20 protein-coding genes are annotated in these 23457 nt (G+C 67.8%); 7 read left to right on the forward strand and 13 right to left on the reverse strand.

Translation table 11 applies throughout. From position 1 onward, the window contains the following. Positions 1-159: 159 nt before the first annotated feature. A complete protein-coding gene (locus AB4120_RS18155) occupies positions 160-1044 on the forward strand; it encodes a dioxygenase family protein (RefSeq protein ID WP_149137144.1) in 885 nt (294 codons plus the stop codon). Between the two features lie 43 nt (positions 1045-1087). Here the strand turns inward: AB4120_RS18155 and AB4120_RS18160 are convergent, their stop codons facing one another. The 5 genes from AB4120_RS18160 to AB4120_RS18180 all read right to left on the reverse strand — a co-directional run bounded on the left by AB4120_RS18160 (position 1088) and on the right by AB4120_RS18180 (position 4823). Next, the gene (locus AB4120_RS18160) at positions 1088-2239 is read right to left on the reverse strand and encodes an MFS transporter (RefSeq protein WP_262389520.1); all 1152 of its coding nucleotides are present in this window, start codon (positions 2237-2239) and stop codon (positions 1088-1090) included. Further along, positions 2236-3477 (reverse strand): MFS transporter, encoded by a 1242-nt coding sequence (locus AB4120_RS18165; RefSeq protein WP_149137145.1) that lies wholly within the window; start codon positions 3475-3477, stop codon positions 2236-2238. The genes AB4120_RS18160 and AB4120_RS18165 overlap by 4 nt, the downstream gene beginning before the upstream one ends. Before the next feature lie 101 nt (positions 3478-3578). After that, positions 3579-4004 carry a VOC family protein gene (locus tag AB4120_RS18170; RefSeq protein WP_149137146.1) on the reverse strand — a complete coding sequence of 142 codons (426 nt, stop codon included), beginning with the start codon at positions 4002-4004 and terminating at the stop codon, positions 3579-3581. A gap of 17 nt (positions 4005-4021) precedes the next feature. Further along, on the reverse strand, positions 4022-4372 hold the full coding sequence (locus AB4120_RS18175; RefSeq protein ID WP_149137147.1) for a GFA family protein: 351 nt from the start codon (positions 4370-4372) through the stop codon (positions 4022-4024). A 31-nt stretch (positions 4373-4403) separates the two neighbouring features. After that, positions 4404-4823 carry a GNAT family acetyltransferase gene (locus tag AB4120_RS18180; RefSeq protein ID WP_149137148.1) on the reverse strand — a complete coding sequence of 140 codons (420 nt, stop codon included), beginning with the start codon at positions 4821-4823 and terminating at the stop codon, positions 4404-4406. A 115-nt stretch (positions 4824-4938) separates the two neighbouring features. Here AB4120_RS18180 and AB4120_RS18185 point away from each other — a divergent pair, with 115 nt between their 5' ends. From AB4120_RS18185 to AB4120_RS18205, 5 genes are all read left to right on the forward strand, one after another. After that, positions 4939-5709 (forward strand): DeoR/GlpR family DNA-binding transcription regulator, encoded by a 771-nt coding sequence (locus AB4120_RS18185; RefSeq protein WP_149137149.1) that lies wholly within the window; start codon positions 4939-4941, stop codon positions 5707-5709. A 46-nt stretch (positions 5710-5755) separates the two neighbouring features. Next, complete coding sequence (locus AB4120_RS18190; protein WP_441642666.1) at positions 5756-6736, forward strand: ABC transporter ATP-binding protein; 981 nt, start codon at positions 5756-5758, stop codon at positions 6734-6736. Between the two features lie 64 nt (positions 6737-6800). Continuing rightward, on the forward strand, positions 6801-8096 hold the full coding sequence (locus tag AB4120_RS18195; RefSeq protein ID WP_149137150.1) for an ABC transporter substrate-binding protein: 1296 nt from the start codon (positions 6801-6803) through the stop codon (positions 8094-8096). Between the two features lie 36 nt (positions 8097-8132). Next, a complete protein-coding gene (locus AB4120_RS18200; protein WP_441642667.1) occupies positions 8133-9017 on the forward strand; it encodes a carbohydrate ABC transporter permease in 885 nt (294 codons plus the stop codon). Next, a complete protein-coding gene (locus AB4120_RS18205) occupies positions 9014-9826 on the forward strand; it encodes a carbohydrate ABC transporter permease (protein ID WP_092300097.1) in 813 nt (270 codons plus the stop codon). Before AB4120_RS18200 ends, AB4120_RS18205 begins: the two co-directional genes overlap by 4 nt. Before the next feature lie 57 nt (positions 9827-9883). On the opposite strand, the gene AB4120_RS18210 is transcribed toward AB4120_RS18205, so the two are convergent. Together AB4120_RS18210 and AB4120_RS18215 are read right to left on the reverse strand one after the other, a co-directional pair. Next, a complete protein-coding gene (locus AB4120_RS18210; RefSeq protein ID WP_441642668.1) occupies positions 9884-11359 on the reverse strand; it encodes a LamG-like jellyroll fold domain-containing protein in 1476 nt (491 codons plus the stop codon). Positions 11360-11603: 244 nt separating this feature from the next. Beyond that, positions 11604-15197 carry an indolepyruvate ferredoxin oxidoreductase family protein gene (locus tag AB4120_RS18215; protein WP_441642669.1) on the reverse strand — a complete coding sequence of 1198 codons (3594 nt, stop codon included), beginning with the start codon at positions 15195-15197 and terminating at the stop codon, positions 11604-11606. A gap of 280 nt (positions 15198-15477) precedes the next feature. Here AB4120_RS18215 and AB4120_RS18220 point away from each other — a divergent pair, with 280 nt between their 5' ends. Further along, positions 15478-16848, forward strand: a complete 1371-nt coding sequence (locus tag AB4120_RS18220; protein WP_441642670.1) for an NYN domain-containing protein — start codon at positions 15478-15480, stop codon at positions 16846-16848. 57 nt (positions 16849-16905) lie between these two features. On the opposite strand, the gene AB4120_RS18225 is transcribed toward AB4120_RS18220, so the two are convergent. The 6 genes from AB4120_RS18225 to gspD all read right to left on the reverse strand — a co-directional run bounded on the left by AB4120_RS18225 (position 16906) and on the right by gspD (position 23411). After that, positions 16906-17169, reverse strand: a complete 264-nt coding sequence (locus AB4120_RS18225) for a hypothetical protein (RefSeq protein ID WP_149137154.1) — start codon at positions 17167-17169, stop codon at positions 16906-16908. Then, complete coding sequence (locus AB4120_RS18230; protein ID WP_441642677.1) at positions 17166-17504, reverse strand: DUF2778 domain-containing protein; 339 nt, start codon at positions 17502-17504, stop codon at positions 17166-17168. Before AB4120_RS18230 ends, AB4120_RS18225 begins: the two co-directional genes overlap by 4 nt. Positions 17505-17838: 334 nt before the next feature. Beyond that, positions 17839-18123 (reverse strand): hypothetical protein, encoded by a 285-nt coding sequence (locus tag AB4120_RS18235; protein WP_441642671.1) that lies wholly within the window; start codon positions 18121-18123, stop codon positions 17839-17841. Positions 18124-18196: 73 nt separating this feature from the next. Next, positions 18197-19414 (reverse strand): type II secretion system inner membrane protein GspF, encoded by a 1218-nt coding sequence (gene gspF / locus AB4120_RS18240; protein WP_149137157.1) that lies wholly within the window; start codon positions 19412-19414, stop codon positions 18197-18199. A gap of 16 nt (positions 19415-19430) precedes the next feature. Next, positions 19431-20906, reverse strand: coding sequence for a type II secretion system ATPase GspE (gene gspE, locus AB4120_RS18245; RefSeq protein WP_144202148.1), 1476 nt, complete (start codon positions 20904-20906; stop codon positions 19431-19433). Between the two features lie 114 nt (positions 20907-21020). After that, positions 21021-23411: a type II secretion system secretin GspD gene (gene gspD / locus AB4120_RS18250; RefSeq protein WP_149137633.1), complete on the reverse strand. Its 2391-nt coding sequence runs from the start codon at positions 23409-23411 to the stop codon at positions 21021-21023. Positions 23412-23457 lie beyond the last annotated feature (46 nt).

Consider the following 23457-nt stretch of genomic DNA (forward strand, 5'->3'; position numbering starts at 1 on the left):
GCTCTCGGCCTGTGTGCGCTATCCAACGCGGTGGCGCGACCAGTGTGACGCGCGCCAGTCCATGTTCAGAAAATTTGCACGAGGTGTCCGCAATCCGGGTGCGCTGGTGACGGCCAATGTTGCCAAACTTCATGCAGTTGGACAAAAGGATTGAAGGCCATGAGCACGCTTCCCGCCATTTACGTGTCACACGGATCGCCGATGCTGGCGATCGACCCCGGCCCCACCGGCGCCGCATTCGATGCGCTGGGGGAACGCCTGCGCGCCCGCCAGCCCAAGGCGGTACTGGTGATCTCCGCGCACTGGATCTACAGCACGCTGGTCGTCGGCACGCGCGCGCGCCAGGAGGCATGGCACGACTTCGGCGGCTTCCCGCGCGAGTTGTACGCGCTGCGCTATGACGCCCCCGGCGCCCCGGACGTGGCCGCCCGGGTCAAGGCGCTGGTCGAAGCCGCCGGCGTACCGGGTGTCTGCTATGTGGCCGAGGACGCCGACCGTCCGCTCGACCATGGTGCCTGGATGCCGATGCGTCACTTTTTCCCGGCCGCCGACCTGCCGGTCGTGCAACTGTCGCTGAACCCGTACCTGAGCCCCGCCACGCAGATCGAGATTGGCCGCGCGCTGGCGCCATTGCGCGACGAAGGCGTGATCGTGATCGGCTCGGGCAGCTTCACGCATAACCTGCAGGAAGTATTCGGCGGCGGGCGCAAGGCCCAGCATGGTCCGGAGACTGAGCCTTATGTGGATGCGTTCCGAGCCTGGATGACCGATGCGCTGGACGAGGCGCTGGCCACCGGCGACACCAGCCGGATCGCCGGCTATCGTGACGACGCCCCGTTCGCCCGCCGCGCACACCCCACCGACGAGCACCTGCTGCCGTTCTTCGTGACGCTGGGCGCGGCGCTCGGTCCTGCGTCCGGAACCGACGGGCAGGCCCAGGTGAACCGCATTGCGGACGAGGTCACCTACGGCGTGCTCGCCATGGACACCTTCGTGTTCGAGGGCCAGGGCGCGGGCAGCGCCCCGGCGCGGCAGGCTGCCTGATCGACGTTATTCGAACTTCGAACTTCGACCTTCGAACTTCGGCCTAGCGCGGCGTGAGATACCGCCGCGCGGCGCGCGCCCCGAACAGCGCGATCACCCCCATCGTCACCGCCACCACGGCCAGCCCGAAGCGCAGGTTGGCCAGGTGCGCCACGCCGCCGATCAGCACCGGCCCCAGCAGCAATCCCACATAAGCGAAGCGCGCCACGCGCGCGATGCCCTCGGCGGCGGTCACGCCGGGCAGGCGCGACGCCGCCACGAAGAAGATCGGCACCATATTGGCCGCGCCCAGCCCCATCAGGCTGAAGCCGATCAGCGTCGGCACCGGCCACGGCGCCGCGATGGCCAGCGCAATGCCGGTAAAGCCGAGCCAGGCGCTGGCGGTGAGTGTGCGCGCATCGCCAAGGCGTGCGCGCAGCAGGTCGCCACCAAAGCGCCCGCAGGCCATGCCGCCCGAGAAGGTGGCGTAGCCGAAGCTGATCCAGCCGAGCGGCGCCTCCGCCACATCGCGCATATAGACTGCCGTCCAGTCGTACATCGCCCCTTCGCCGACGAGGCCGAGGAACGCCATCAGCCCAAGCAGCCAGAGCGCGCGCGAGGCGTGCGCGCGGTGGTGATGATCGGTCGTCGGCATGGCCGGATGATCGGCCAGCAGCCCACCCGCGACGCCCACGGCGGTCAGCGCCGTCATGGCCGCGATCATTGCCGCATGGGCCAGCGGCGGCACGCCCAGCGTCAGCATCAGTCCGCCGAATGCCGCGCCGGCCATGCCGCCGAGGCTGAACATGCCGTGCAGGGCCGACATCACGGGCCGGGTGCGGCTGGCCTCCACCGTGGCGGCCTGCGCGTTCATGGCCACGTCGAACGCGGCGTTGGCCATGCCGAAGACGAGCAGCATCGGCAGCAGCAGCGTGAAGGCCGGCATGGCGAGGATGCCAAGCGTGCAGAGCGCGAATGCCACGCCGCCCAGCATCGAGGCCCGCCCGCTGCCCAGCCGCGCCACCCAGCGGCCGATCGGGCCCATCGCCAGGATGGCGCCCCCGGCTACGGCCAGCATGGCGAAGGAGAGCATGGCGTCGGACAGCCCGAAGCGCGCCTTGATGGTCGGGATATGGACGCCCCAGGTGGCGAAGGTGGCGCCGTTGACGAAGAACAGCGCCATGGTGCCGCGCGTGGCGCGGGAGACATCCGTCATGCCGCGGCCCCCGGGCGCAGCAGCCCGCGCCGGTGCAGGGCGAAGCCGAACGCCAGCAGCGCGGCCACGGCCAGCGCCGCCATGACCCACAGCATCAGCCAGTAGCCGCCGGCGGCGCGCCACAGCAGCGCGCCGAACCACGGCGCGGCGGCCTGCATGATCAGCACCGGCGTCATCATCAGCCCGTTCAGCGTGGCGTAGTGGTGGCGGGAGATCAGCTCGGGCATGGCCATGGCGCGCAGCATGGTGTTGACGCCGTTGGCGCAGCCATAGAGCACGGCGGCCAGCATCAGCCAGTAGCCGTGGCCGAGCGCGAAGCAGAGCAGCCCGGCGCCCATCAGGAAGTAGACCGGCATCGACAGCCGTACCGGATGGTGGATCGGCAGGCGCGCCATGACCAGCCGGCCGGCCACCTGCGCGGGGCCGATCAGTGCCGCCACGATGAGCTGCTGGCCCACCGGCATGCCCTTCTCGGTCAGCATCGGGATCAGGTGCGCGCCGAGCAGCGAGGCCACCACCGCCGTCGCCGTGAAGGCCAGCACCACGGCCCAGAACACGGGCTGGCGCAGCGTCAGCCGCGCGATGCTGGGCCCGCCGGCACCAGCCAGCGGCCCACCGGCCTGCGCGGACGCATAGGTGGCATGCGCCGTGTAGCGCAGCCGCGCATGCAGCGGCGCGCAGACGAACAGGTTCAGCGCGGCAAAGATCACCAGCGTGCTGCGCCAGCCCAGGTGCAGTACCAGCCACTGGCCCAGCGGGATAAAGATCGTGCTGGCAAAGCCGGCCAGCAGCGTCACGTGGACGATCGGCTTCTGGTAGCCATCGCCATACGCCTGGCGCAGCACCACGAAGGCGGGCTCATAGAGCGTGGACGCCATGGCCAGCCCGAGCGGTATCCACATCAGCAGGAACATCGTGGGCGAGGGCGACCAGGCCCACAGCAACAGGCCGATAGCGGCCAGCACGGAGCCGCCGCCCATCACCTTGCGCGCCGGCACGCGGTCCAGCAGCCGGCCCACGGCGAACGAGCACATCGCCCAGACCAGCAGCCCGAGCGAGAACCCGCCGGCCAGGAACGGCTTGCCGAGGCCCAGCGACTGGTGCATCGGGTCGATGAAGACCGTGAACGTGAAATAGAGCGTGCCCCAACTGATGATCTCGGTCAGACCGAGCGTCCAGACGATATGGCGGGGCGGGGGCGCAGCGGTGGGTACGGCGGGGGCGTCGATGGTGGTCATGGCGCGCCCGGCGCAGGGCGGGGGCGCGCCGGTGGCGATGCGATGGATGAAGCGGGAATTGTATCGGCGCGGCGCGCGAATGCCTACGTCAGCGCACTTGCTCAGGGACCGCCATCGCCGGGCAGGTTGGGTGGGCCTTTCAGTTCTACGGTGTTGCCGTCCGGGTCTTTCACATAGATCGACGGGCCGGTGCCCTCGGCGCCGTAGCGCTGCTCGACCGGCCAGGTATCGACATGATGAATGTGCAGGTGGTCAAATATCGCCTCGGCATCGAACGGGTCGATACGCAGGCAGAAGTGGTCGAGGTTGTGCCCCTCCGCCCCCGGCCCCACGCCGCCGGCCCGGCCTAGCGGGCCGTCCAGCGAGACGAGGTCGATCAGGCCGTTGCCGGCGCGGAGTTGCGTCAGGCCGATGGCGGTCTGCTCGCGCTCCACGGCGCAGCCGAGCACATCGACATAGAACCGCACGAGGCGCGGCACGTTGGCGGTGCGCAGGACGAGGTGGTCGATGCCGGCGATGCGGAGCATGGGCGCGTCAGCCAGGTTCAGGCGTGCAGGCCGTCGTACTCGATGACCTTGAGGCCGGCCAGATCGACGTTATCCACACAGCGCACGTTCACGGCGGCGGTGGGATTGCCTTTCGGGTCGGTCGCCTCGGCGTAGGGGCCGCAGCCGCAGACCGGGCAGAAGCGATGCGCGATCTTCATCGTGTTGAAGCGGTAGGTGGAGGCGTGCTCGTCCGGCGTCTTGAGCCGGAACTGCGCCTTGGGCACGAACCACAGCAGATGCCCGCGCCGGCGGCAGATGGTGCAGTTGCACTGGAGCACCTGCGTGATCTCGCCGTCCGCTTCGAAGGCGACGCGGCCGCAGTGGCAGCTTCCTTGGTACGTGGTCATGGGGTCTCCTTTTTTGTGGATTTCCGCCCGCCTACTGGTCCGGAATCAGCCGCTTGCCCAGGCTGACGGCGGCATCCCGGCCATAGCCAAGCTTCGCGTAGAACGCCATCACGGCGTCGTTGCCTTCGCGCACCAGCAGGTTGATCTTGGGACAGCCGCGCTCGATCAGCAGCGCCTCGGCGCGCGCCATCAGCATACGCCCATAGCCACGCCCCTGGCAGGCGGGCGCGACGGCGAGGTAGTAGACCCAGCCGCGATGCCCATCGAAGCCGATCATCGCCGAGGCCACCACGTGGCCATCCGCCTCGCCGACGAGGAACAGCTCGGGCTGCTCGGTCAGCTTGCGCGCGATGTCGCGGTGGGGATCGTTCCAGGGGCGGATCAGGCCGCAGGCTTGCCACAGGGCAACCACGGCGGATTCGTCGGCAGGGCGGAAGGGGCGGATATGCATGCGCGTAAGACCGGAACGGGGGAAGACAGGGTGAACCCCAGTGTACCGAAAGCGACAGTCATCGCGCCGACACACTTCTGGTTTAAATTTTCATTCGAACATCTAACATGATCGAATGAGCCTAACTCCGCGACAACGTGAAATCCTCGACTGGCTGCGCGAAGCCAGCGAACTGAGCACCGACCAGCTTGCCGATCGCTTCCAGGTCAGCACGCAGACGATCCGGCGTGACATCAACGATCTGAGCGAGCAGGGTCTGGTGCGGCGGCTGCATGGCGGGCTGAGCCTGCCGGCGGGCCAGCGCAACCTGAGTTTTTTGCAGCGCAGCACGGCGCAGATCGAACGCAAGCGGCGCATTGCCCATGCGGCCATCGCGCTGGTGCCGGACAACGCCACGCTGTTCCTCGGCTACGGCACCACGGTGGCCGAGTTCGCCCGCGCGTTGCCCGCCGACCGGCCGCTGCGCGTGGTCACCAACAACCTGGACGCCGTGCACGCGCTGGCCGAGAAGCCCGCCATCGAGACCTGGGTGGCCGGCGGCCGCCTGCGCCCCGGCGACCGCGACGTGATGGGCAGCGCCACGCTCGAATTTATCCGCCGCTTTCGCGCGCACCTGTCGATCTGCGGCGCGGGCGCGGTGGATGCCGAGGGCAGCCTGTTCGAGTTCCACCCGGACGAGGCGGAGTTCACCCAGGTGCTGTTCGCCAACAGTCACGTGCGCGCCGTGCTGGCCGACAGCAGCAAGTTCCTGCGCGACGCGCCGTGCCGCGTGGCCACGCTCGCCCAGATCGACCATTTCTTCACCGATGAGGAAGCCCGCACCGTCGCCGGCGCGGACCTGCCCGCGCTGTGCGAGCGCGCGGGCGTGACGCTTCATATCTGCTGACGCATTCGCTGACGGATTCGCCGACCCCTACGCCAACAAAACAACCATGGCCTACCTGCGACTCGACAACCTGCAGCAGCGCTTCGGCGAGCAGCACGTGCTCCGCGGCATCGACCTCGACGTGGCGCGCGGCGAGTTCATCGCGCTGCTCGGCGCCTCGGGCTGCGGCAAGACCACGCTGCTGCGGCTGATTGCCGGGCTGGACCGGCCGAGCGGTGGGCGGATCTGGTTCGATGGCGCGGACGTGACCGACGTGGACCCCGCCGAGCGCCACCTGAGCATGGTGTTCCAGTCTTACGCGCTGTTTCCACACCTGAGCGTGGGCGAGAACATCGTGTTCGGCCTGCGCGCGCGCAAGCTGCCGCGCGACGAGCAGGCGGCGCGGCTCAAGCAGGCCGCCGACATGCTCGGGCTGGACAAGCTGCTCGCGCGCAAGCCGGGCGAACTGTCGGGCGGCCAGCGGCAGCGCGTGGCGCTGGCGCGCGCCATCGTCTCGCATCATCCGGTCTGCCTGATGGACGAGCCGCTCAGCAACCTCGACGCCCAGCTGCGTGCCGAGATGCGCGCCGAACTGCGCAAGCTCCAGCGCGCGCTCGGGCTGACGGTGATCTACGTGACCCACGACCAGGTGGAAGCCATGAGCATGGCCGACCGCATCGTGCTGATGCACCAGGGCGAGATCGCCCAGGTCGGCACGCCCGAACAGCTTTACGAGCAGCCGGCCACGCCGGTGGTGGCGCGCTTTATCGGCCAGCCGCCGATGAACCTGCTGCGCGTGCCGGGGCTGGACGGGCTGGTGGGCATTCGGCCCGAACACATTGCGCTGGCCGCGCCCGGCACTGCCGGCACGGATGTTCACGATGGCGTCGTCGCGCGCAGCGAATATCACGGCGCCGACACGCTGATCGAAGTGCAGGTGTACGAGCAGCCCGTGCTGGTGCGCCATCCGGGCCGGCTTGCGCTGCAAATTGGCAGCCGGCTGGCGCTGGAATGGCCGGCGGCGCGCGCCCACCGGTTTGCCGCGTGAGATTCGCCCCCATGCCGTTTGCGACTTTCCCGATGTTTTGATTCGTCTTTCACCAGGAGCCTTCATGTCGTTCAAATCCCGTGGCCTGGCCCTTGCGCTGGGCGCCGTTCTCTCGATGGCCGCGCTTGGCGCGGCGGCGCAAACGCAGGCGACCACGCAGGTCACCATGTACTACCCCGTCTCGGTCGGCGGCCCGCTGACGCAGGTGGTGGACAAGCTGGTCGACCAGTTCCAGCAGGCCAACCCGGACGTCAAGGTCAACGCCATCTACGCCGGCAACTACGACGACGCCCGCACCAAGGCGCTGGCCGCCCTCAAGGCCGGCACGCCGGTGCAGACCTCGGTGCTGTTCTCGATCGACCTGTTCGAGCTGAAGGACCAGAACGTGATCCGGCCGTTCGATGACTTCGCCACCACGCCCGAGGACAAGGCGTGGCTCCAGAGCTTCTACCCGGGCCTGATGGACAACGGCCGCGCCGACGGCAAGACCTGGGGCATCCCGTTCCAGCGCTCGACCATCGTGATGTTCTACAACAAGGACGCCTTCAAGCAGGCCGGCCTGGATCCGAACAAGCCGCCGCGCACCTGGACCGAGATGCGCGAGGCTGCCGCCAAGCTGGTGAAGCAGGACGGCGGCGCCACGTCGCGCTGGGGCGTGATGATCCCGTCCACCGGCTACGCCTACTGGATGTTCGGCGCGCTGGCCAAGCAGAACGGGGCCACGCTGATGAACGCGGCCGGCTCGCACACCACCTTCGACACGCCCAAGACGGTGGAGGCGCTTCGGTACTGGACCTCGCTGGCCAAGGACGGCCTGAGCCCGAAGGGCCTGATCGAGTGGGGCACGCTGCGCCAGAACTTCGTCGAGGGCAAGACCGCGATGATGTGGCATTCCACCGGCAACCTGACCGCCGTGCTCAAGGACGCCAAGTTCGATGTGGGCGTGGCTCCGTTGCCGGGCAACCCGACGGGCGGCTCGCCCACCGGCGGCGGCAACTTCTACCTGTTCAAGAGCGGCAGCGAGGCCGAGCAGAAGGCCGCCTACCGTCTGGTGCGCTTCCTGACCGCGCCGGAGCGTTCGGCCGAATGGAGCGTGGCCACCGGCTACATGGGCGTGAGCCCGGCCAGCTACGAGACGCCGACGCTCAAGAGCTACGCCGCCAAGGTGCCGCAGACGCTGGTCGCGCGTGACCAGCTCCAGGTGGCGACGGCGGAACTGTCGACGCACCAGGCGGGCCGCGTGCGCAAGGTGCTGGAAGATGCGCTCCAGTCGGCCATCACCGGCCAGCAGGAGCCGAAGGCCGCGCTGGCCGGCGCCCAGGCGCAGGCTGACCGCATCCTGAAGCCGTACCAGCGCTGACGCGGCGGGCCCACCGTGAACGACATCCGCCACGCCATGACTTCCCGATCCTTCGTCTCCAGGCCGGCCGTCCATGCGTGGCTGATGTTGCTGCCGGCGCTGGTGCTGCTGGCGGCGTTCACCTACTGGCCCATCGCGGGCAGCGTCTGGGAGAGCCTGCACACGCAGGCGCCCGGCGTCGATCCGATGTTCAGCGGCGCGGATCAGTTTGCCGCGCTGCTGGACGACCCGGTGTTCCTGCAGGCGCTGCGCAACAACTTCTGGTACGCGCTGGTCACGGTGCCGGTCTCGGTGGTGCTGGCGCTGGCGATGGCGCTCTGGGTCAACGAGCGCTTCGCCGGGCGCGGCCTGCTGCGGCTGGCCTTCTTCACGCCGACCATCCTGCCGATGGTGGCCGCCGCCAACGTCTGGCTGTTCTTCTACGCACCGGACATCGGCCTGTTCAACCAACTGCTCGGCGCCGCCGGCATCGCCGGCCGCAACTGGCTGGGCGATGTGGAGACCGTGCTGCCTGCGCTGATGGTCATCACGATCTGGAAGGAGGCGGGCTTCTTCATGATCTTCTACCTCGCCGCGCTCCAGTCGATCTCGCCCGAGCAGCGCGACGCGGCGCGCATCGAGGCGCCGTCCGCCTGGTACCGGCTGCGGCGCGTCACGCTGCCGCTGCTGGCGCCGACCACGCTGTTCGTGGTGGTCAACGCGCTGATCAACGCGTTCAAGCTGGTCGATCACCTGTTCGTGCTCACGCGCGGCGGCCCCAACAACGCCAGCACGCTGCTGCTCTACTACCTCTATGAAGTGGCGTTCAAGTTTCAGGACATCTCTTACGCCTCGGCGCTGACGCTGGTGCTGCTGGCGCTGCTGGCCCTGTGCTCGGCGCTCCAGTTCTGGTTCTCCCGCAAGCGGGTCCATTACCGATGACGATCGCTCCTCCCCGGTTGTTGCTTCCCGTGGCCGGCTGGCTGGCCGGCCTGCTGTGGATCGCCCCGCTGCTGCTGATGTTCTGGGCGGCGTTCCACCCTGATGGCGACGCGCTGCGCCTGTCGTTCGACACCCGCTGGGGCTTCGGCAACTTCCCTGCCGCGTGGCGCGTGGCGCCGTTCGCGCGCTATCTCGTCAACACCTTCTGCATCGTCACGCTGCTGCTGGTACTCCAGCTGCTGGTGTGTACGCTGGCCGGCTACGCGCTGGCGCGGCTGCGCTTCCCGGGCCGGGGGCTGGTGTTCGCCATCGTCATGCTCCAGCTGATGGTGATGCCCGAGGTGCTGATTACCGAGAACTACGTCAGCGTGGCGCGCCTCGGGCAGGTGGATCACTACCTCGGCGTGGCGCTGCCCTACATCGGCAGCGCGTTCGGCATCTTCCTGCTGCGCCAGACCTTCATGATGGTGCCGCAGGAGCTGGAGGACGCGGCGCGCATCGAGGGCCTGGGCCGGCTGGCGATCCTGCTCAAGGTGTACGTGCCGCTGGCCCGGCCCACCTACCTGGCCTATGCGCTGGTTTCCATCAGCTATCACTGGAACAACTTCCTGTGGCCGCTGGTGATTACCAACACCGAGGCGAGCCGCCCGGTGACGGTGGGCATGGCGCTGTTCGCGGCGCCCGAGACCGGCGTGGACTGGGGCGTGCTGTCCGCCGGCACGCTGCTGTCGATCGGCCCGCTGCTGGTGGCCTTCCTGCTGTTCCAGCGCCAGTTCATGCAGTCGTTCATGAACGCCGGCATCAAGTAGCCCGGCAACACTCGTCCCGAAAAACCGGCCCCGCGCCAGGCGGGGCCGACGGCGCGATTAGTGATTGCGCCAGCGCTGCACCATCACCTGCTGGACCTTGCCCTTGAAGAAGTAGCGGCGGTCGGTGGCGCCCTGCGGGTCGGCGCCGATCACGATCGGGCTCGTGTTCAGCCCCACGCCGCCCGTCACCGAGACCGACGGGGTGCGCTCCACGTTGTTGACCCAGAGCCGCACCGCGCCGTCGCCGTCATAGGCGCCGACGATGAAGTACGAATCCGTGCCATTGAGCGAGGACAGCGGCACGGTGGCGTACTGGTAGCCGCCATTCACGTAGACGCCGAAGCGCAGCAGCGTGCCCGCCTGCTCCAGCGCGAAGCCGCCCGCGTCGCTCTTGGCCAGGATCGCGGCGGTGGCGCCCGAGGTCAGGTCGTCGAAGTTCACCACCGCGCTGACCAGGAAGCCGCCGTTGGTGTCGTTGTCGGCCTGCCAGGTCGTGACCGACTGCGCGCCGGCAAACACCATGCTGCCGCCCACGCGGTCTTCATCGGACGTGACCGACAGCACTTCCAGCGTCGGCGTGGTGCCGGTCTGGGCCACCGAGTCGTTCGTCGGGCCGGTGCGCTTGTAGGTCAGCGGGTAGGCGGTCTGCGTCAGCGTGTTCATGTGCAACAGCGAGGTGGCTTCGGTGATCAGCGCGCGGGCCGAGGTGGCCAGCGGCGTGGCGCCGCGGTCGTAGTCAGAGGTGATGAAATCCACGTCCTCGCGCAGCGCGGACAGGTACAGCTCGCCGAGGCTGGCCGGCGTGGTGTAGACGCCCACGCCGAGCCCGAGCAGCTTGGCCTGATCGATCGCGCCAAACAGGCTGGCCATCCGATACTCAAGTTCCACGCCCTGGAAGCCCAGGCTCTTGGCCGTGCGCATGCGGTTGCGGATATCGCTCTCGATCAGTGCGTGAAAGCGCACATGGTCGCGGATGCTGGCGAATTCCGATTGGGCCAGCAGCGCCTGCGCCCGCACCAGATGCTGGTGGCGGTTATTGCCGTCCATGAAGGCGCGCAGCATGACCGGCCGGCCCGCCGTGGCGTAGCCCCAGTCGCGGATCGCGCGCAGCACACCAAGCATCAGCGTGTCGCTGGCGGTCGCCGTCGAGTAGCCCTCCTTGATTTCGAGGAACAGCATGCGGTCGCTCTGTTGCAGCGCGGTATTGGCCAGCGCGCTGGCGAAGGTGCCCACGGCGGACTCGGAGTCGCTGTGCTCGACGTAGACCTGGCCATCGGCATGCAGGGTCAGGTCGAACTCCACGAGGTCGAGCCCGCGGTTCAGCGCCATCGACACCTGGGTGGTCGTGGCAGCGTTGGTGGTGCCGTAGCAGTTGTGGCAAGAGAGCGCGACCGTGTTGCCGAGCGGCGAGACGGGCAGGCTGCGGGACACGCCGGTCCAGTAGCCCGCGAACGCCGGCGAGCACACGGCGATCAACAACAGCCCGGAACATACGCGAATGAAACGTCGAAACACCAGCGTAGTGGACGACATGCGAACCTCGCTTTGAAGGTGAAATGGCGATGGAATTGGCGATGGAACTGCGAAAAGTGCCGCCTGATGCACGACTGGGTGGCGGCAATGCGGATTGTTCCGGCTGACCATGTCAGCGCCGTGACGCTGTTGTTGTGGCGATACGCAAGTCACCAAGATTCACTTGAACATTCATAGACGAAAAAAAGGGCAGGTGCCAGCGATTGCCGACACCTGCCCCAGTTTCCCGATTACCTCAGCGCTATCAGGCGGCTTGCTGCCCCGCCTCCGGATGCTTGAACTGCGCCAGCAACTTGGTCCACTTGCCGCGCACCGCGTTGAGATTGTTCTCCTTCACGTGCCCGAAGCCGCGGATGTCGTCCGGCAGGTTCGCCAGCGCAATCGCGGTGTCATGGTTCGCGGCGGACAAGCCTTGCGTCAGCGTGTCCAGCAGCGCCCGGTACTCGCCGATCAGCGCGCGCTCGGTACGCCGTTCCTCGGTCCTGCCGAAGATATCGAGCGCACCGCCGCGCAGGCCCTTCAGCCTGGCGAGCAGGCGGAACAGCGTCATGGTGGACGGACCGAAGCGGCGCTTGACCAGATGCCCCTTCTCATCGCGCTTGGCCATCAGCGGCGGCGCGAGCCAGAAGTTGAGCTGATAGTCGCGGCCGGGTTCGCCTTCGAACTGCGCGCGCAGCTTGTCGAGGAACACCGGGTCCGTGTAGAGCCGCGCTACCTCGTACTCGTCCTTGTACGCCATCAGCTTGGCCAGGTTGCGCGCAGCGGCCTCGGTCAGGGGCAGCGGCTTGCCGGTACCCACCAAGGCCGACTCGGCCGCGCGCACGCGTTGCACGGCGTCGCGGTACTGGGCCGCGTAGGCGGCGTCCTGGTACTGGGTCAGCAGGTCCACACGGCTTGCAATCAGCTTCTCCAGCAGCGCGCCGGACGACGTCGGCAGCTTCACCACGTCCGCGCCTTCCATGGCCGGCTTGAGCTTGCCGGTCAGCGCCAGCACTTGCGCCGGGTCGTGCGCCATGTGGCGGCCCCAGTCGAACGCGGCCTTGTTCTTGTCCACCGACACGCCGTTCAACTCGATGGCGCGCTCCAGCGCCTGCAGCGTCAGCGGAATCCAGCCCTTCTGCCAGGCAAAGCCGAGCACCAGCGGGTTGGTGTAGATGGCGTCGCCGATCAGCGCCACGGCCAGCGCGCTGGCGTTGATGAACTCGCACTGCTCGCCCACGGCGGTGCGGATGTCCTGCTCCGCCGACAGCCCCGGGAACTGCCACTTCGGATTCTTGATGAAGTCGGCGGTCGGCGTCTGCGCGGTGTTGACCACCGCGCGGGTGCGGCCCGCCTGCGTCTTCGAGATCACTTCGTCGTTGGCGGAGACGATGGCATCGCAGCCGATGACCAGATCCGCCTCGCCCATGGCGATGCGCGTGGCATGGAGGTCATCGGGCTTCGCGGCGATCTGCACGTGGGAGAGGACCGCGCCACCCTTCTGCGCCAGCCCGGCCATGTCCAGCACTGTCACGCCCTTGTTTTCCAGGTGCGCGGCCATGCCGAGCAGGCCGCCAATCGTCACCACGCCCGTGCCGCCCACGCCCGTGACCAGCACGCCGAACGGATGATCGAGCCCCGGCAGCGTCGGCTCCGGCAGCGCCGGCAGGTTCTCCATCGACATGCCCTGCGCCTTGGGCTTGCGCACCTGGGCGCCTTCGGCCGTCACGAAGGACGGGCAGAAGCCGTTCAGGCACGAGAAGTCCTTGTTGCACGACGACTGGTTGATCTGGCGCTTGGTACCCAGCTCGGTCTCGAGCGGCTCCACCGACAGGCAGTTCGACTTGACCGAGCAGTCGCCGCAGCCTTCGCACACCGCGTCGTTGATGAAGGCGCGGCGGGCGGGATCGGGGAAGGTGCCGCGCTTGCGGCGGCGGCGCTTCTCGGTGGCGCAGGTCTGGTCGTAGATCAGGATGGTGCAGCCCGGCACCTCGCGGAGTTCACGCTGGATGCGATCCAGCTGGTCCCGATGGTGGACGGTCAGCCCCTCGGGCAGCTTGATCGCGCCGTTGTACTTCTCGGGCTGGTCCGTGACGATGACGATCTGCTTCGCGCCCTCGGCGGCCACCTGCCAGGCGATGTCCCGCACCGAGAGCTGGCCGTCGACGGGCTGGCCGCCGGTCATGGCCACGGCGTCGTTGTAGAGGATCTTGTAGGTGATGTTGACCCCCGCCGCGATCGACGCGCGGATGGCCAGCAGCCCCGAATGGAAGTAGGTGCCGTCGCCCAGGTTGGCGAACACGTGCTTGTCCCCCGCGAACGGCGCCTGGCCGATCCAGGCCACGCCTTCGCCGCCCATCTGGCTGAAGGTGCTGGTGCTGCGGTCCATCCACACGGTCATGTAGTGGCAGCCGATGCCGGCCAGCGCGCGCGAACCCTCGGGCACGTTGGTGGACGTATTGTGCGGACAACCGGAGCAGAACCACGGCTTGCGCTCGGCGGTCACGCGCGGCGTGGCCAGCGCGCGCTCCTTGGCCTCGATCACCGCCAGCCGGGCGGCGATGCGGGCGCGCACATCGGACGGCAGGTCGAACTTCTCCAGCCGCGTGGCGATGGCCTTGGCGATGATCGCCGGCGACAGCTCGTAGTGGGCCGGCAGCAGCCAGTTGTTCTGCGGGATCGACCATTCGCCGCCCGCGTTGTCTCGCTCGTCGAACTTGCCATACACCTTGGGGCGCACGTCGTCGCGCCAGTTGTACAGCTCCTCCTTGAGCGCGTATTCCATGATCTGGCGCTTCTCTTCCACCACCAGGATCTCTTGCAGCCCCTCGGCGAACTTGCGCGCGCCGTGCGCTTCCAGCGGCCACACGCAGCCCACCTTGTAGAGGCGGATGCCCAGCCGCGCGCAGGTCTCGTTATCGAGGCCGAGGTCGGACAGCGCCTGGCGGGTGTCGAGGTAGGCCTTGCCGGCGGTCATGATGCCGAAGCGCGCGTGCGGCGAGTCGATCTCGATCCGGTCGAGCTTGTTGGCCCGCACATAGGCCAGGCCGGCGTACCACTTGTAGTCGAGCAGGCGCGCTTCCTGTTCCAGCGGCGGGTCGGGCCAGCGGATGTTCAGGCCGCCCGGCGGCAGGATGAAGTCGTCGGGCAGCACGATCTCCACGCGGTGCGGATCGAGTTCGACCGAGGCCGACGACTCCACCACGTCCGTCACGCACTTCATGGCCACCCAGAGGCCGGAGTAGCGGCTCATCGCCCAGCCGTGCAGGCCGTAGTCGAGGTATTCCTGCACATTGGACGGGTAGAGCACGGGCAGGCCACAGGCCTTGAAGATGTGCTCGGACTGGTGCGCCAGCGTGGAGGACTTGGCCGAATGGTCGTCCCCGGCCAGCACCAGCACGCCGCCGTGCTGGCTGGAGCCGGCGGAGTTGGCGTGCTTGAAGACGTCGCCGGTGCGGTCCACGCCCGGGCCCTTGCCGTACCACATGCCGAAGACGCCATCGAACTTGGCATCCGGATACATGTTGACCTGCTGGGAGCCCCACACCGAGGTGGCGGCGAGATCTTCGTTCAGGCCGGCCTGGAAGACGACGTTGTGCGCTGCAAGATGCTTCTTGGCTTTCCAGAGCGACTGGTCGAGTGCGCCGAGCGGCGACCCGCGATAGCCGGAGATGAACCCGGCAGTGTTCAGGCCCGCGGCGCGATCCCGTTCCTGCTGCAGCATCGGCAGCCGTACCAACGCCTGCGTGCCGCTGATATAGATGCGGCCACGTTCCAGCGTGTACTTGTCTTCGAGGGAAACGTTCTCTAGCGCGCGACGAATGGCGTCGCTGACCGGCGGGGTCAGGGGGGCATTCATAAGTGCTCCTCTATGGGCATGCTGTCGGGATCACCGACACATCAGTTGTGGGCAACCTTCCGGGGCCTCTTGTGGAGGCGTGGGAAGGCCGTGTCTCTGCGCGGCATGGTAGCACCCGCGTAGCGCGCGCGGTACCTTGCTATGCAGCATAAACCGGGCCAGCTACCCCCGTGATTTCCCGTAGGGGCGGGCCTCCAGCGTGTACACTGCGTTGCATCCAGGCGGCCGCGGCTGCCCGCTCCGGGCGGCGCCGGCTGCACCGCAACCCCCCTATCGACACATGACAAATTCCCCTCGCCAGGGCGCGACCCTGGCTGTGCTGATCGACGCCGACAACGCGGCGCCCGCCATCGTGGAAGGCCTGCTGGCCGAAGTGGCCAAGTACGGCGTGGCCGCCGTGAAGCGCATCTACGGCGACTGGACCAAGCCCAACCTCGCCGGATGGAAGGAGCGGCTGCTGTCGCACTCGATCCAGCCGATCCAGCAGTTCCGCTACACCGTGGGCAAGAACGCCACGGACAGCGCGATGATCATCGACGCAATGGACCTGCTCTACACGGGCCGCTTCGACGGGTTCTGCATCGTCTCCAGTGACAGCGACTTCACGCGGCTGGCCTCGCGCATCCGCGAGCAGGGGCTGATCGTCTACGGTTTTGGCGAGCGCAAGACCCCCAAGCCGTTCGTGACGGCCTGCGACAAGTTCATCTATTCCGATGTGCTGCGCGCGGACACCGATACCGACGTGGAAGCCGAGGGCGCCGTGGCGCCGGCGCGCCGCCGCAACACCCAGGAGCTGCGGCAGGACTCGCGGCTGGTGCGCCTGCTGCAAAGCGCCGCGCAGGCGGTGTCCGACGAAGACGGCTGGTCCACGCTGGGCGGCATGGGCAACCACATCGCCAAGCAGGCGCCGGAATTCGACTCGCGTAACTATGGGTACGGCAAGCTGTCCGAACTCGTGGCGTCGACCAACCTGTTCGAGGTGGAGACGCGCAACGGCGGGAACAACAAGACCATCTGGGTGCGGCTGAAGAAGCGCGCCAGGGGGGAGGGCGGCCAGCCGGGGCAGCAGGGTGGACAGCAGTCTGGCCAGCAGTCTGGCCAGCAATCGGGCCAGCAGTCCGGTCAGCAGTCCGGTCAGCAGTCTGGTCAGTCCGGCCAGCAGCAGCGCCCGCAGCAAAACCAGCCGCAGCACCAGTCGCACCAGCAGGAGCGCCGCCCGTCGCCGCCGCCGCTGCCGGCCACCACGGTGGCCCAGGCTGTGCCGCCAGTGGAAACGCCCGCACCGGTGGTCGAGATCGACGCCATCCCCGAGCCGGCCCCGATCTTCTCGGCGGCGTCCGAAGATGAGCCGGCAGGCTCCGCCTCGACCCTGATCCCGGAAGCCGTGGAACCCCCGGCCTCGTCACGCGGCAAGCGCGCCAAGCGGCCGGAAGTCGCCTTGAGCGACACCCCGTGGCCGATCGACCAGTCGGTCTTCGCCGCCCCGGGCACGACGGTGCTGTCCGCCCAGGTTGTCGAGGAACCCACCGAGCCCGCCCCGGCCCCCGCCGAGGAAGCCCCGAAGCCCGCCGACAAGAAAGCTCCCGCAAAGAAAGCCGCCCCGCGCAAGCGCGCGCCGGCCAAGAAGGCGGTGAAGAAGGCGGCGGAGTAAGTAGTCAGGGAGGGGCGACGGGGTGACTAGACGCCCCGGCCCTCTTCTCGCAGTGGATTACCGCCGGATTCGCGCGAACCTGTACGCCAGCAGCGTCCCAATAGAAACGACCACGAAAGAGGCCGCCATATAAATCAGGACCTCGAGGTCGTAGGCTGATTCTCCATCCCAGAAACCCGGGATATTTGCGAATAGCCACATCCAAAATGCGTCAGGGAAGTAAATAAAGCGGGCGAGCCAGTGAATCCAGAAGTAGGTCAAGCCTAAGGTGGCAGTGAGCAACCATACGGCGAGCAAAAGATAACGCGCGAGTTTTCTCATTTGACCACGACCTTGCCGTAGGTCCTGAGGGATGTTCCCTGAATGGCCTCCGTTCTACGCCCTCGTAGAAGCACCCGCAAACGGTAAAAATCCAGAGCGCTCTCTATGGTGATACACCCCTTGCTCTTGCCGATCAGGCCTTTGGGATGAAGCCGAAAATTTCCGCGTTCTACGGCGCGGCAGAAGGTGTAGTCGTCAATCCGACGATCTATTGCATATAGCGCGAACCAGTCGCTCTTGCCAGTGAACATGTCTTTGAACGGGCCGAGCGTCCCCCCTGATTCACGGTCAACTATGAAATAGGTGCCGCGGGGAATCGCGCCGAAGTCCGGAATGCAGGTAGATTAGGGCTGATTCTTGTAGGTCGGCATCCCAGAAAACGCTGGAAAAGCTAGAGCGCCGCAGCGCAGCGCACTCATTGCCTTGCCATTCAGTTCAAAGGTGCATTCGAGCATGTTCGTTCTCCATCGAAGTCTCTCAACCGTGAGAGCACGAAGGAGGCTACGCCTCAGACTTTGGCGCGAACATCGTACGAGTTCGAAACTCAGCGCATCAGAGGGCTGCGCGCTTGAGCAGGCGGGCGCGGGGAGCTAACCGCCAGCCGTGGCTATGCCTTCGGGGTGCTTCCCTCTCCCCGTGGGAGAGGGACCGAGGGAGAGGGCAGGCGCATCAACGAAGTCCGGCCATGCGCCCACGCCGGGCCAGCATCCACCTGCGCGCCAGCCAGGTTCCGATGACCACCACCCCGAATGACAGCCCGAGGTGGATCAGCATGACGAGGTCGTGGGACGCTTCACAGCCCCCGAACTCTGGGAACAGGGTGAACATCCAGACCCAGAACGTTTCCGGAAATGGGATGAGGTACGAGACCCAGTGGAACCACACGTAGGTCAGGCCGAGCGTCCCGACAATGGTCCACAGGCCGAGCAGAAGGTAGCGGATAAGCGTAGTCATATCACCTCGCAGGTAGCAAAGCCCACGAGGCTAGCGACTACGTATCGCCGCGAACATCGTAAAACCCCGAAACTCAACGCACCAGCTGATTGATCTCGATAATCGGCATCAGCACCGCCAGCACGATGAGCAGCACCACCACGCCCATCGTCAGAATCAGCAGCGGTTCCAGCAGGCTGGTCAGGAACAGCGTGCGGCGTTCCAGTTCCTGGCTTTCGCCGATGGCCGCGCGTTCCAGCATGATCGGCAGGTTGCCGGTGGCTTCGCCGGAGCGGATCAGGTGGACCAGCACCGGCGGGAACTGGTTCTGGGCGGCCAGCGCGCGCGCCAGCGATGCGCCTTCGCGCACGCGGGTGGTGGCGTCGTCGACGTTGGTTTTCAGCGCGAGGTTGGTCAGCGTTTCGCCGGCGGCCTGCAGGCTGCGCAGGATCGGCACGCCGGCCGAGACCAGGATGGCCAGCGTGCTGGCGAAGCGCGCCGTGTTGTAGCCCCGGATCAGCTTGCCCACCAGCGGGGCGGTCAGCAGCCAGCGGTGCCAGGCCAGGCGGACGTCCGGCTGGCGCAGCACGCTGCGGATGGCCAGCGTAGCCACCGCGATCACGGCCAGCGCCGCCCACCACCAGTTCCGCACGAAGTCAGACAGCGCCAGCATGACGATGGTCAGCGTCGGCAGCTTCTGCTTGGTGTTGGCGAACACGCTCACCACCTGCGGCACCACGTACGACAACAGGAAGATCACGATGGCGAACGCCACCACGGTGACGATGGCCGGGTAGGTGAAGGCCAGCCGGATCTTCGAGGTGAGCTGGTTGCGCGTCTCGATATAGGTCGCCAGCCGATCCAGCACCACGCCGAGGTGGCCGGAGTGCTCGCCGGCCGAGACCAGCGCGCGGTAGATATCGGGAAAGTCCTTCGGATGCTGGGCCAGCGCCACGGAGAGCGAGCTGCCGCCCATCACCTCGGCGCGAATGCCGGCCAGCAGTTCGTGCACGTACTGGCGTTCAGCCTGATCGGCCAGCGCGCCCAGCGCCTCGTCCAGCGGCAGGCCGGAGACGATCAGGCTGGCAAGCTGGCGCGTGAACAGCGCCTGCTCCTGCGTGGAGAGCCGGCGCACCAGCACGCTGCTGCCGGTGCGCGGCGCCAGCCCGGCGCCGGCCAGCGGATCGACGGTAATCGGCGTCAGGCCGCGCGCGCGCAGTTGCGTGCGCGCCTGCTTGGGGCTGTCGGCCTCGATGACGCCGCGGTCGGCGCGGCCGGCGGCGTCGGCCGCTTCGTAGCGATAGGCGGGCATGCGGTGCGGCTCCCGGCTATTCGCGCGTCACGCGCAGCACTTCTTCGAGCGACGTGGCGCCGCTGTCGATCCAGCGCTGGGCGTCCGCGCGCATGGTGTGCATGCCCTTGGCCAGCCCCACCTGCTTGATCTCGGATTCCGGCTGCTGGCGGTGGATCATGGTCTGGATGTCGGCATCCACGGTCAGCAGTTCATAGACGCCCATCCGGCCCTGGTAGCCCGAATGGCCGCACTTGTCGCAGCCCACGGCGTGCCACACGCGCTGGAGCGGCTTGCCCTGCGCGTGCAGGATCTCGGCCTCGGCGGGTGTCACTTCGATCACTTCCTCGCGCTTGCAGTGCGGGCACAGCCGGCGTACCAACCGCTGCGCCAGCACGCCGAGCAGCGACGACGACAGCAGGAATGGCTCGATCCCCATGTCGACCAGACGCGTCACGGCCGAGGCCGAATCGTTGGTGTGCAGCGTGGCCAGCACCAGGTGGCCGGTCAGCGAGGCCTGCACGGCGATCTGCGCCGTCTCCAGGTCGCGGATTTCGCCGATCATCACCACGTCCGGGTCCTGCCGCAGGATCGCGCGCAGGGCCTTGCCGAAGGTCATGTCGATGCGCGGATTCACCTGGGTCTGGCCGATGCCGTCCAGGTCGTACTCGATCGGGTCTTCCACCGTCATGATGTTGGTGGTGCGCGCGTCGAGCCGGGACAGTGCCGCGTACAGCGTGGTGGTCTTGCCGGAGCCGGTCGGCCCGGTCACCAGCACGATGCCGTGCGGCTGGCGCACGAGATGGTCGAAGCCGACCAGCGTATTGGGCGCCATGCCGAGCTTGGCAAGGTCCAGCCGGCCGGCTTCCTTGTCGAGCAGACGCAGCACCGCGCGCTCGCCGTGGCCCGTGGGCAGCGTGGAGACGCGCACGTCCACCGGCCGGCCGCCCACGCGCAGCGTGATGCGGCCGTCCTGCGGCAGGCGTTTCTCGGCGATGTCGAGCTGCGCCATGATCTTGATCCGCGAGATCAGCGCGCCGTGCAGGGCCTTCTTGGGCCGCACCACGTCGCGCAGCGTGCCATCCACGCGGAAACGCACCACGGACGACGACTCGAACGGCTCGATGTGGATGTCCGAGGCCTGCTCGCGCGCCGCCTGGGTCAGCAGGGCGTTGATCATGCGGATGATCGGCGCGTCGTCCTCGGACTCCAGCAGGTCTTCCACGGCGGGAATGTCCTGCATCAGGCGCGACAGGTCGACTTCGCCCTCCACCTCGCCCACCACCTGGGCGGCGCTGCCGTCCTGGCGGTTGTAGGCATCGGAGATCGCCGCGATCAGCGCGTCCGGCTCCAGCACGCGCAGTTGCAGCGCGCCGTGCACGCGGGCCACCTCGGCCAGCGCCTGCGGCGCCGTGGCGCGGCTGACCCAGACCTCCACGCCATCGGGGCGCTGGTGGGCGATCAGCAGCGGGGCTTCGCGCGAGAACGAGTACGAGACCAGCCGCGCCGCCATCGGCGAAGGCGGCTCGAGTGGTGCAAGTGCCGGTGCCAGTGCAGGTGCCGACGGCGCCGGCGGGGCGGTGTTGTCGAGGGTTTCGGTGGCCATGGTTCGCCTTTGGTTCGCCCTTTAACCGGCGTGTGGCGTATCGGTGGCTTGCGGGCCCTTGGAGATCGGGCGCGGCGCTGCCTGCGGGGCCGGCGACGGCGCGGCAGGCACGGTCGGGTCCAGCGGCAGCGGGCTCTGCACCGGCCCGTTGTAGCGCGGATCGACGAACGGCGCACCCGGCGCGTCCGCCGGCGGCAGCACCGGGGTGTCCTTGTCGCGTACGAACATGTTAGGCGAGACAAAGCCCTGCTGCTGGCCGCGGATGTACTCGTAGCGGTCTTGCGTCAGGCGGTCCGTAGCCTGCGCCGTGCGCATGATGTACGGACGCAGGAACACCAGCAGGTTGGTCTTCTTGCGGTTCTTGTTCTCGTAGCGGAACAGGGCGCCGAGGTAGGGAATGTCGCCCAGCAGCGGCACCTTCTGCACGCCGTCGCCGTAGCTGTCCTCGATCAGGCCGCCCAGCACGATGATCTGGCCGTCATCCACCAGCACGTTGGTCTCGATCGAGCGCACGTTGGTGGTCGGGCCCTGCGTGGCGTTGACCGTGTTGGCCACCACCGACGAGGACTCCTGGTAGATCTGCATCTTGACCAGCCCGCCGTCCGTGATCTGCGGGCGCACGCGCAGCGTGATGCCGACGTCCTTGCGGTCGAAGGTCTGGAACGGCGTGACCGAGGCCGAGCTGCCGGTCTGGGCGTAGGAGCCGGTCGTGATCGGGATGTTCTGGCCGATCAGGATCTTGGCTTCCTCGTTCTCCAGCGTGATCAGGTTCGGCGTGGAGAGCAGGTTCACGCTGTCGTTGCTGCCCAGCGCGCGCAGCAGCGCGCCCAGGCCGATGGCCTTGTTGACCACGCCCAGGTTCAGGCCGCCGATGTCCGGCACCAGCTGCGTGGCGGCCGCGATGCCCGCCGTGCTGTCGTTGTTGATGGCCGCGATGGCGCCGGTCAGGTTGATGATGTTCTTGCCGCCCGAGCCGAAGTTCGTGCCGGCGAAGCCGATGGCATTCCCACCCGAGTTGATCAGGCCCTGCCACTGGATGCCCAGTTCGCTGGCCTGCGTGGCGCTCACTTCCACGATCATCGACTCGATATAGACCTGCGCGCGGCGCGCGTCGAGGTCCTCGATCACGGCGCGCAGGTTGCGGTAGACCGGCTCGCTGGCGGTGATGATCAGTGCGTTGGTAGTGGGGTCGGCCTGGATCGTGCCGCCGGTGGTCGGCTGCTGGTTGACCGCGAACGACGACGAGAACGCGTTCGACCCGCCGCCGCCGAAGCCCGAGCCCGACGAGCCCGAGCGGCCATAGCCGCCGCTGCTGGACGACCCGCCGCCGTACTGGCCGCTCTGCGTGGACGCCTGGTTCTGGAACGCGCCGGACGTGGCGGTGTTCGCGCCCGCGCCGGCCGTCCCGCCCGGCTGCGTGGAGCTGGCGAAGCTGGTGTCGGCGGCGACGATCGCCCGTAGCGTGGCGGCCAGCTTCACCGCATCGGCGTTCTTGAGCGGCACCACCCAGATGTTGCCGGGGCGGGCGTAGGGCTGGTCGAGCTTCTCGATCAGCTGGCGCGCCTGCTGCACCCGTGCGCGGCTGGAGGCGCGGATCATCAGCGAGTTGGTGCGCGGCTCGGCCACCACCGAGGTGCGCAGGCTGGCATCGCCACCCGGCGCGGCGCCACCACCGGCGCCACCGGAGGCCGACGGGTCGAGCAGCCGTTGCAGGACCACGGCGGCGTCGCTGGCGATGGCGTTCTTCAGCGGAATCAGTTCGACTTCGCCCGACGCTGGCGCGTCTACGGCGGCGATGATGCGGGCCAGCCGGCGCAGGTTGTCGGCGTAGTCGGTAATGACCAGCGTGTTGTTGGCCGGGTAGGCGGTGATGGTGTTGTTCGGCGCGATCATCGGGCGCAGCACCGGCACGAGGTTGTTGGCGGACTCGTAGTTGAGCCGGAACACCTGCGTGACAACCTGATCACCCCGGCTCGAGCCGGCGCCGATCACGGTGGGCGATCCCTGCAGCTTGGCGTCCGCCTCGGGCACCACCTTGGTGAAGCCGTTGCTCTCCACCATCGCATAGCCCTGCATGCGCAGCACGGAGCCGAGCGTCTCCAGCGCCTGCGCGCGCGACACCGGCTGCTCCGTCACCAGATTCACCGTGCCCTTCACGCGCGGATCGATGACGAAGTTCTTGCCCGTGGCCTGGCCAACCGCCTTGACCACCGAGTCGAGGTCGGCGTTGACGAAGTTCAGCACCACCTGGTCGCGGTTCTGCGTGCGCGGCGTGATGTCGTTGGGCTGCGGCGGCTGGCCCTGGCCCTGGGCCCACAGCGGGGCCGGGGCCAGCAGGGACAGGCCGCACAGCAGCGCGGTGGCGCGGGCGCAGGCGGTACGGAGAAAGCGGTGGTGTGCGTGCGTTGTCATCATGGTTCGAAGCGTGCTGCGCTCGGGGTCAAGGGCTAGTGGTGGC

It is taken from the genome of Cupriavidus sp. 2KB_3, assembly GCF_052115685.1.
Classification (GTDB): domain Bacteria; phylum Pseudomonadota; class Gammaproteobacteria; order Burkholderiales; family Burkholderiaceae; genus Cupriavidus; species Cupriavidus campinensis.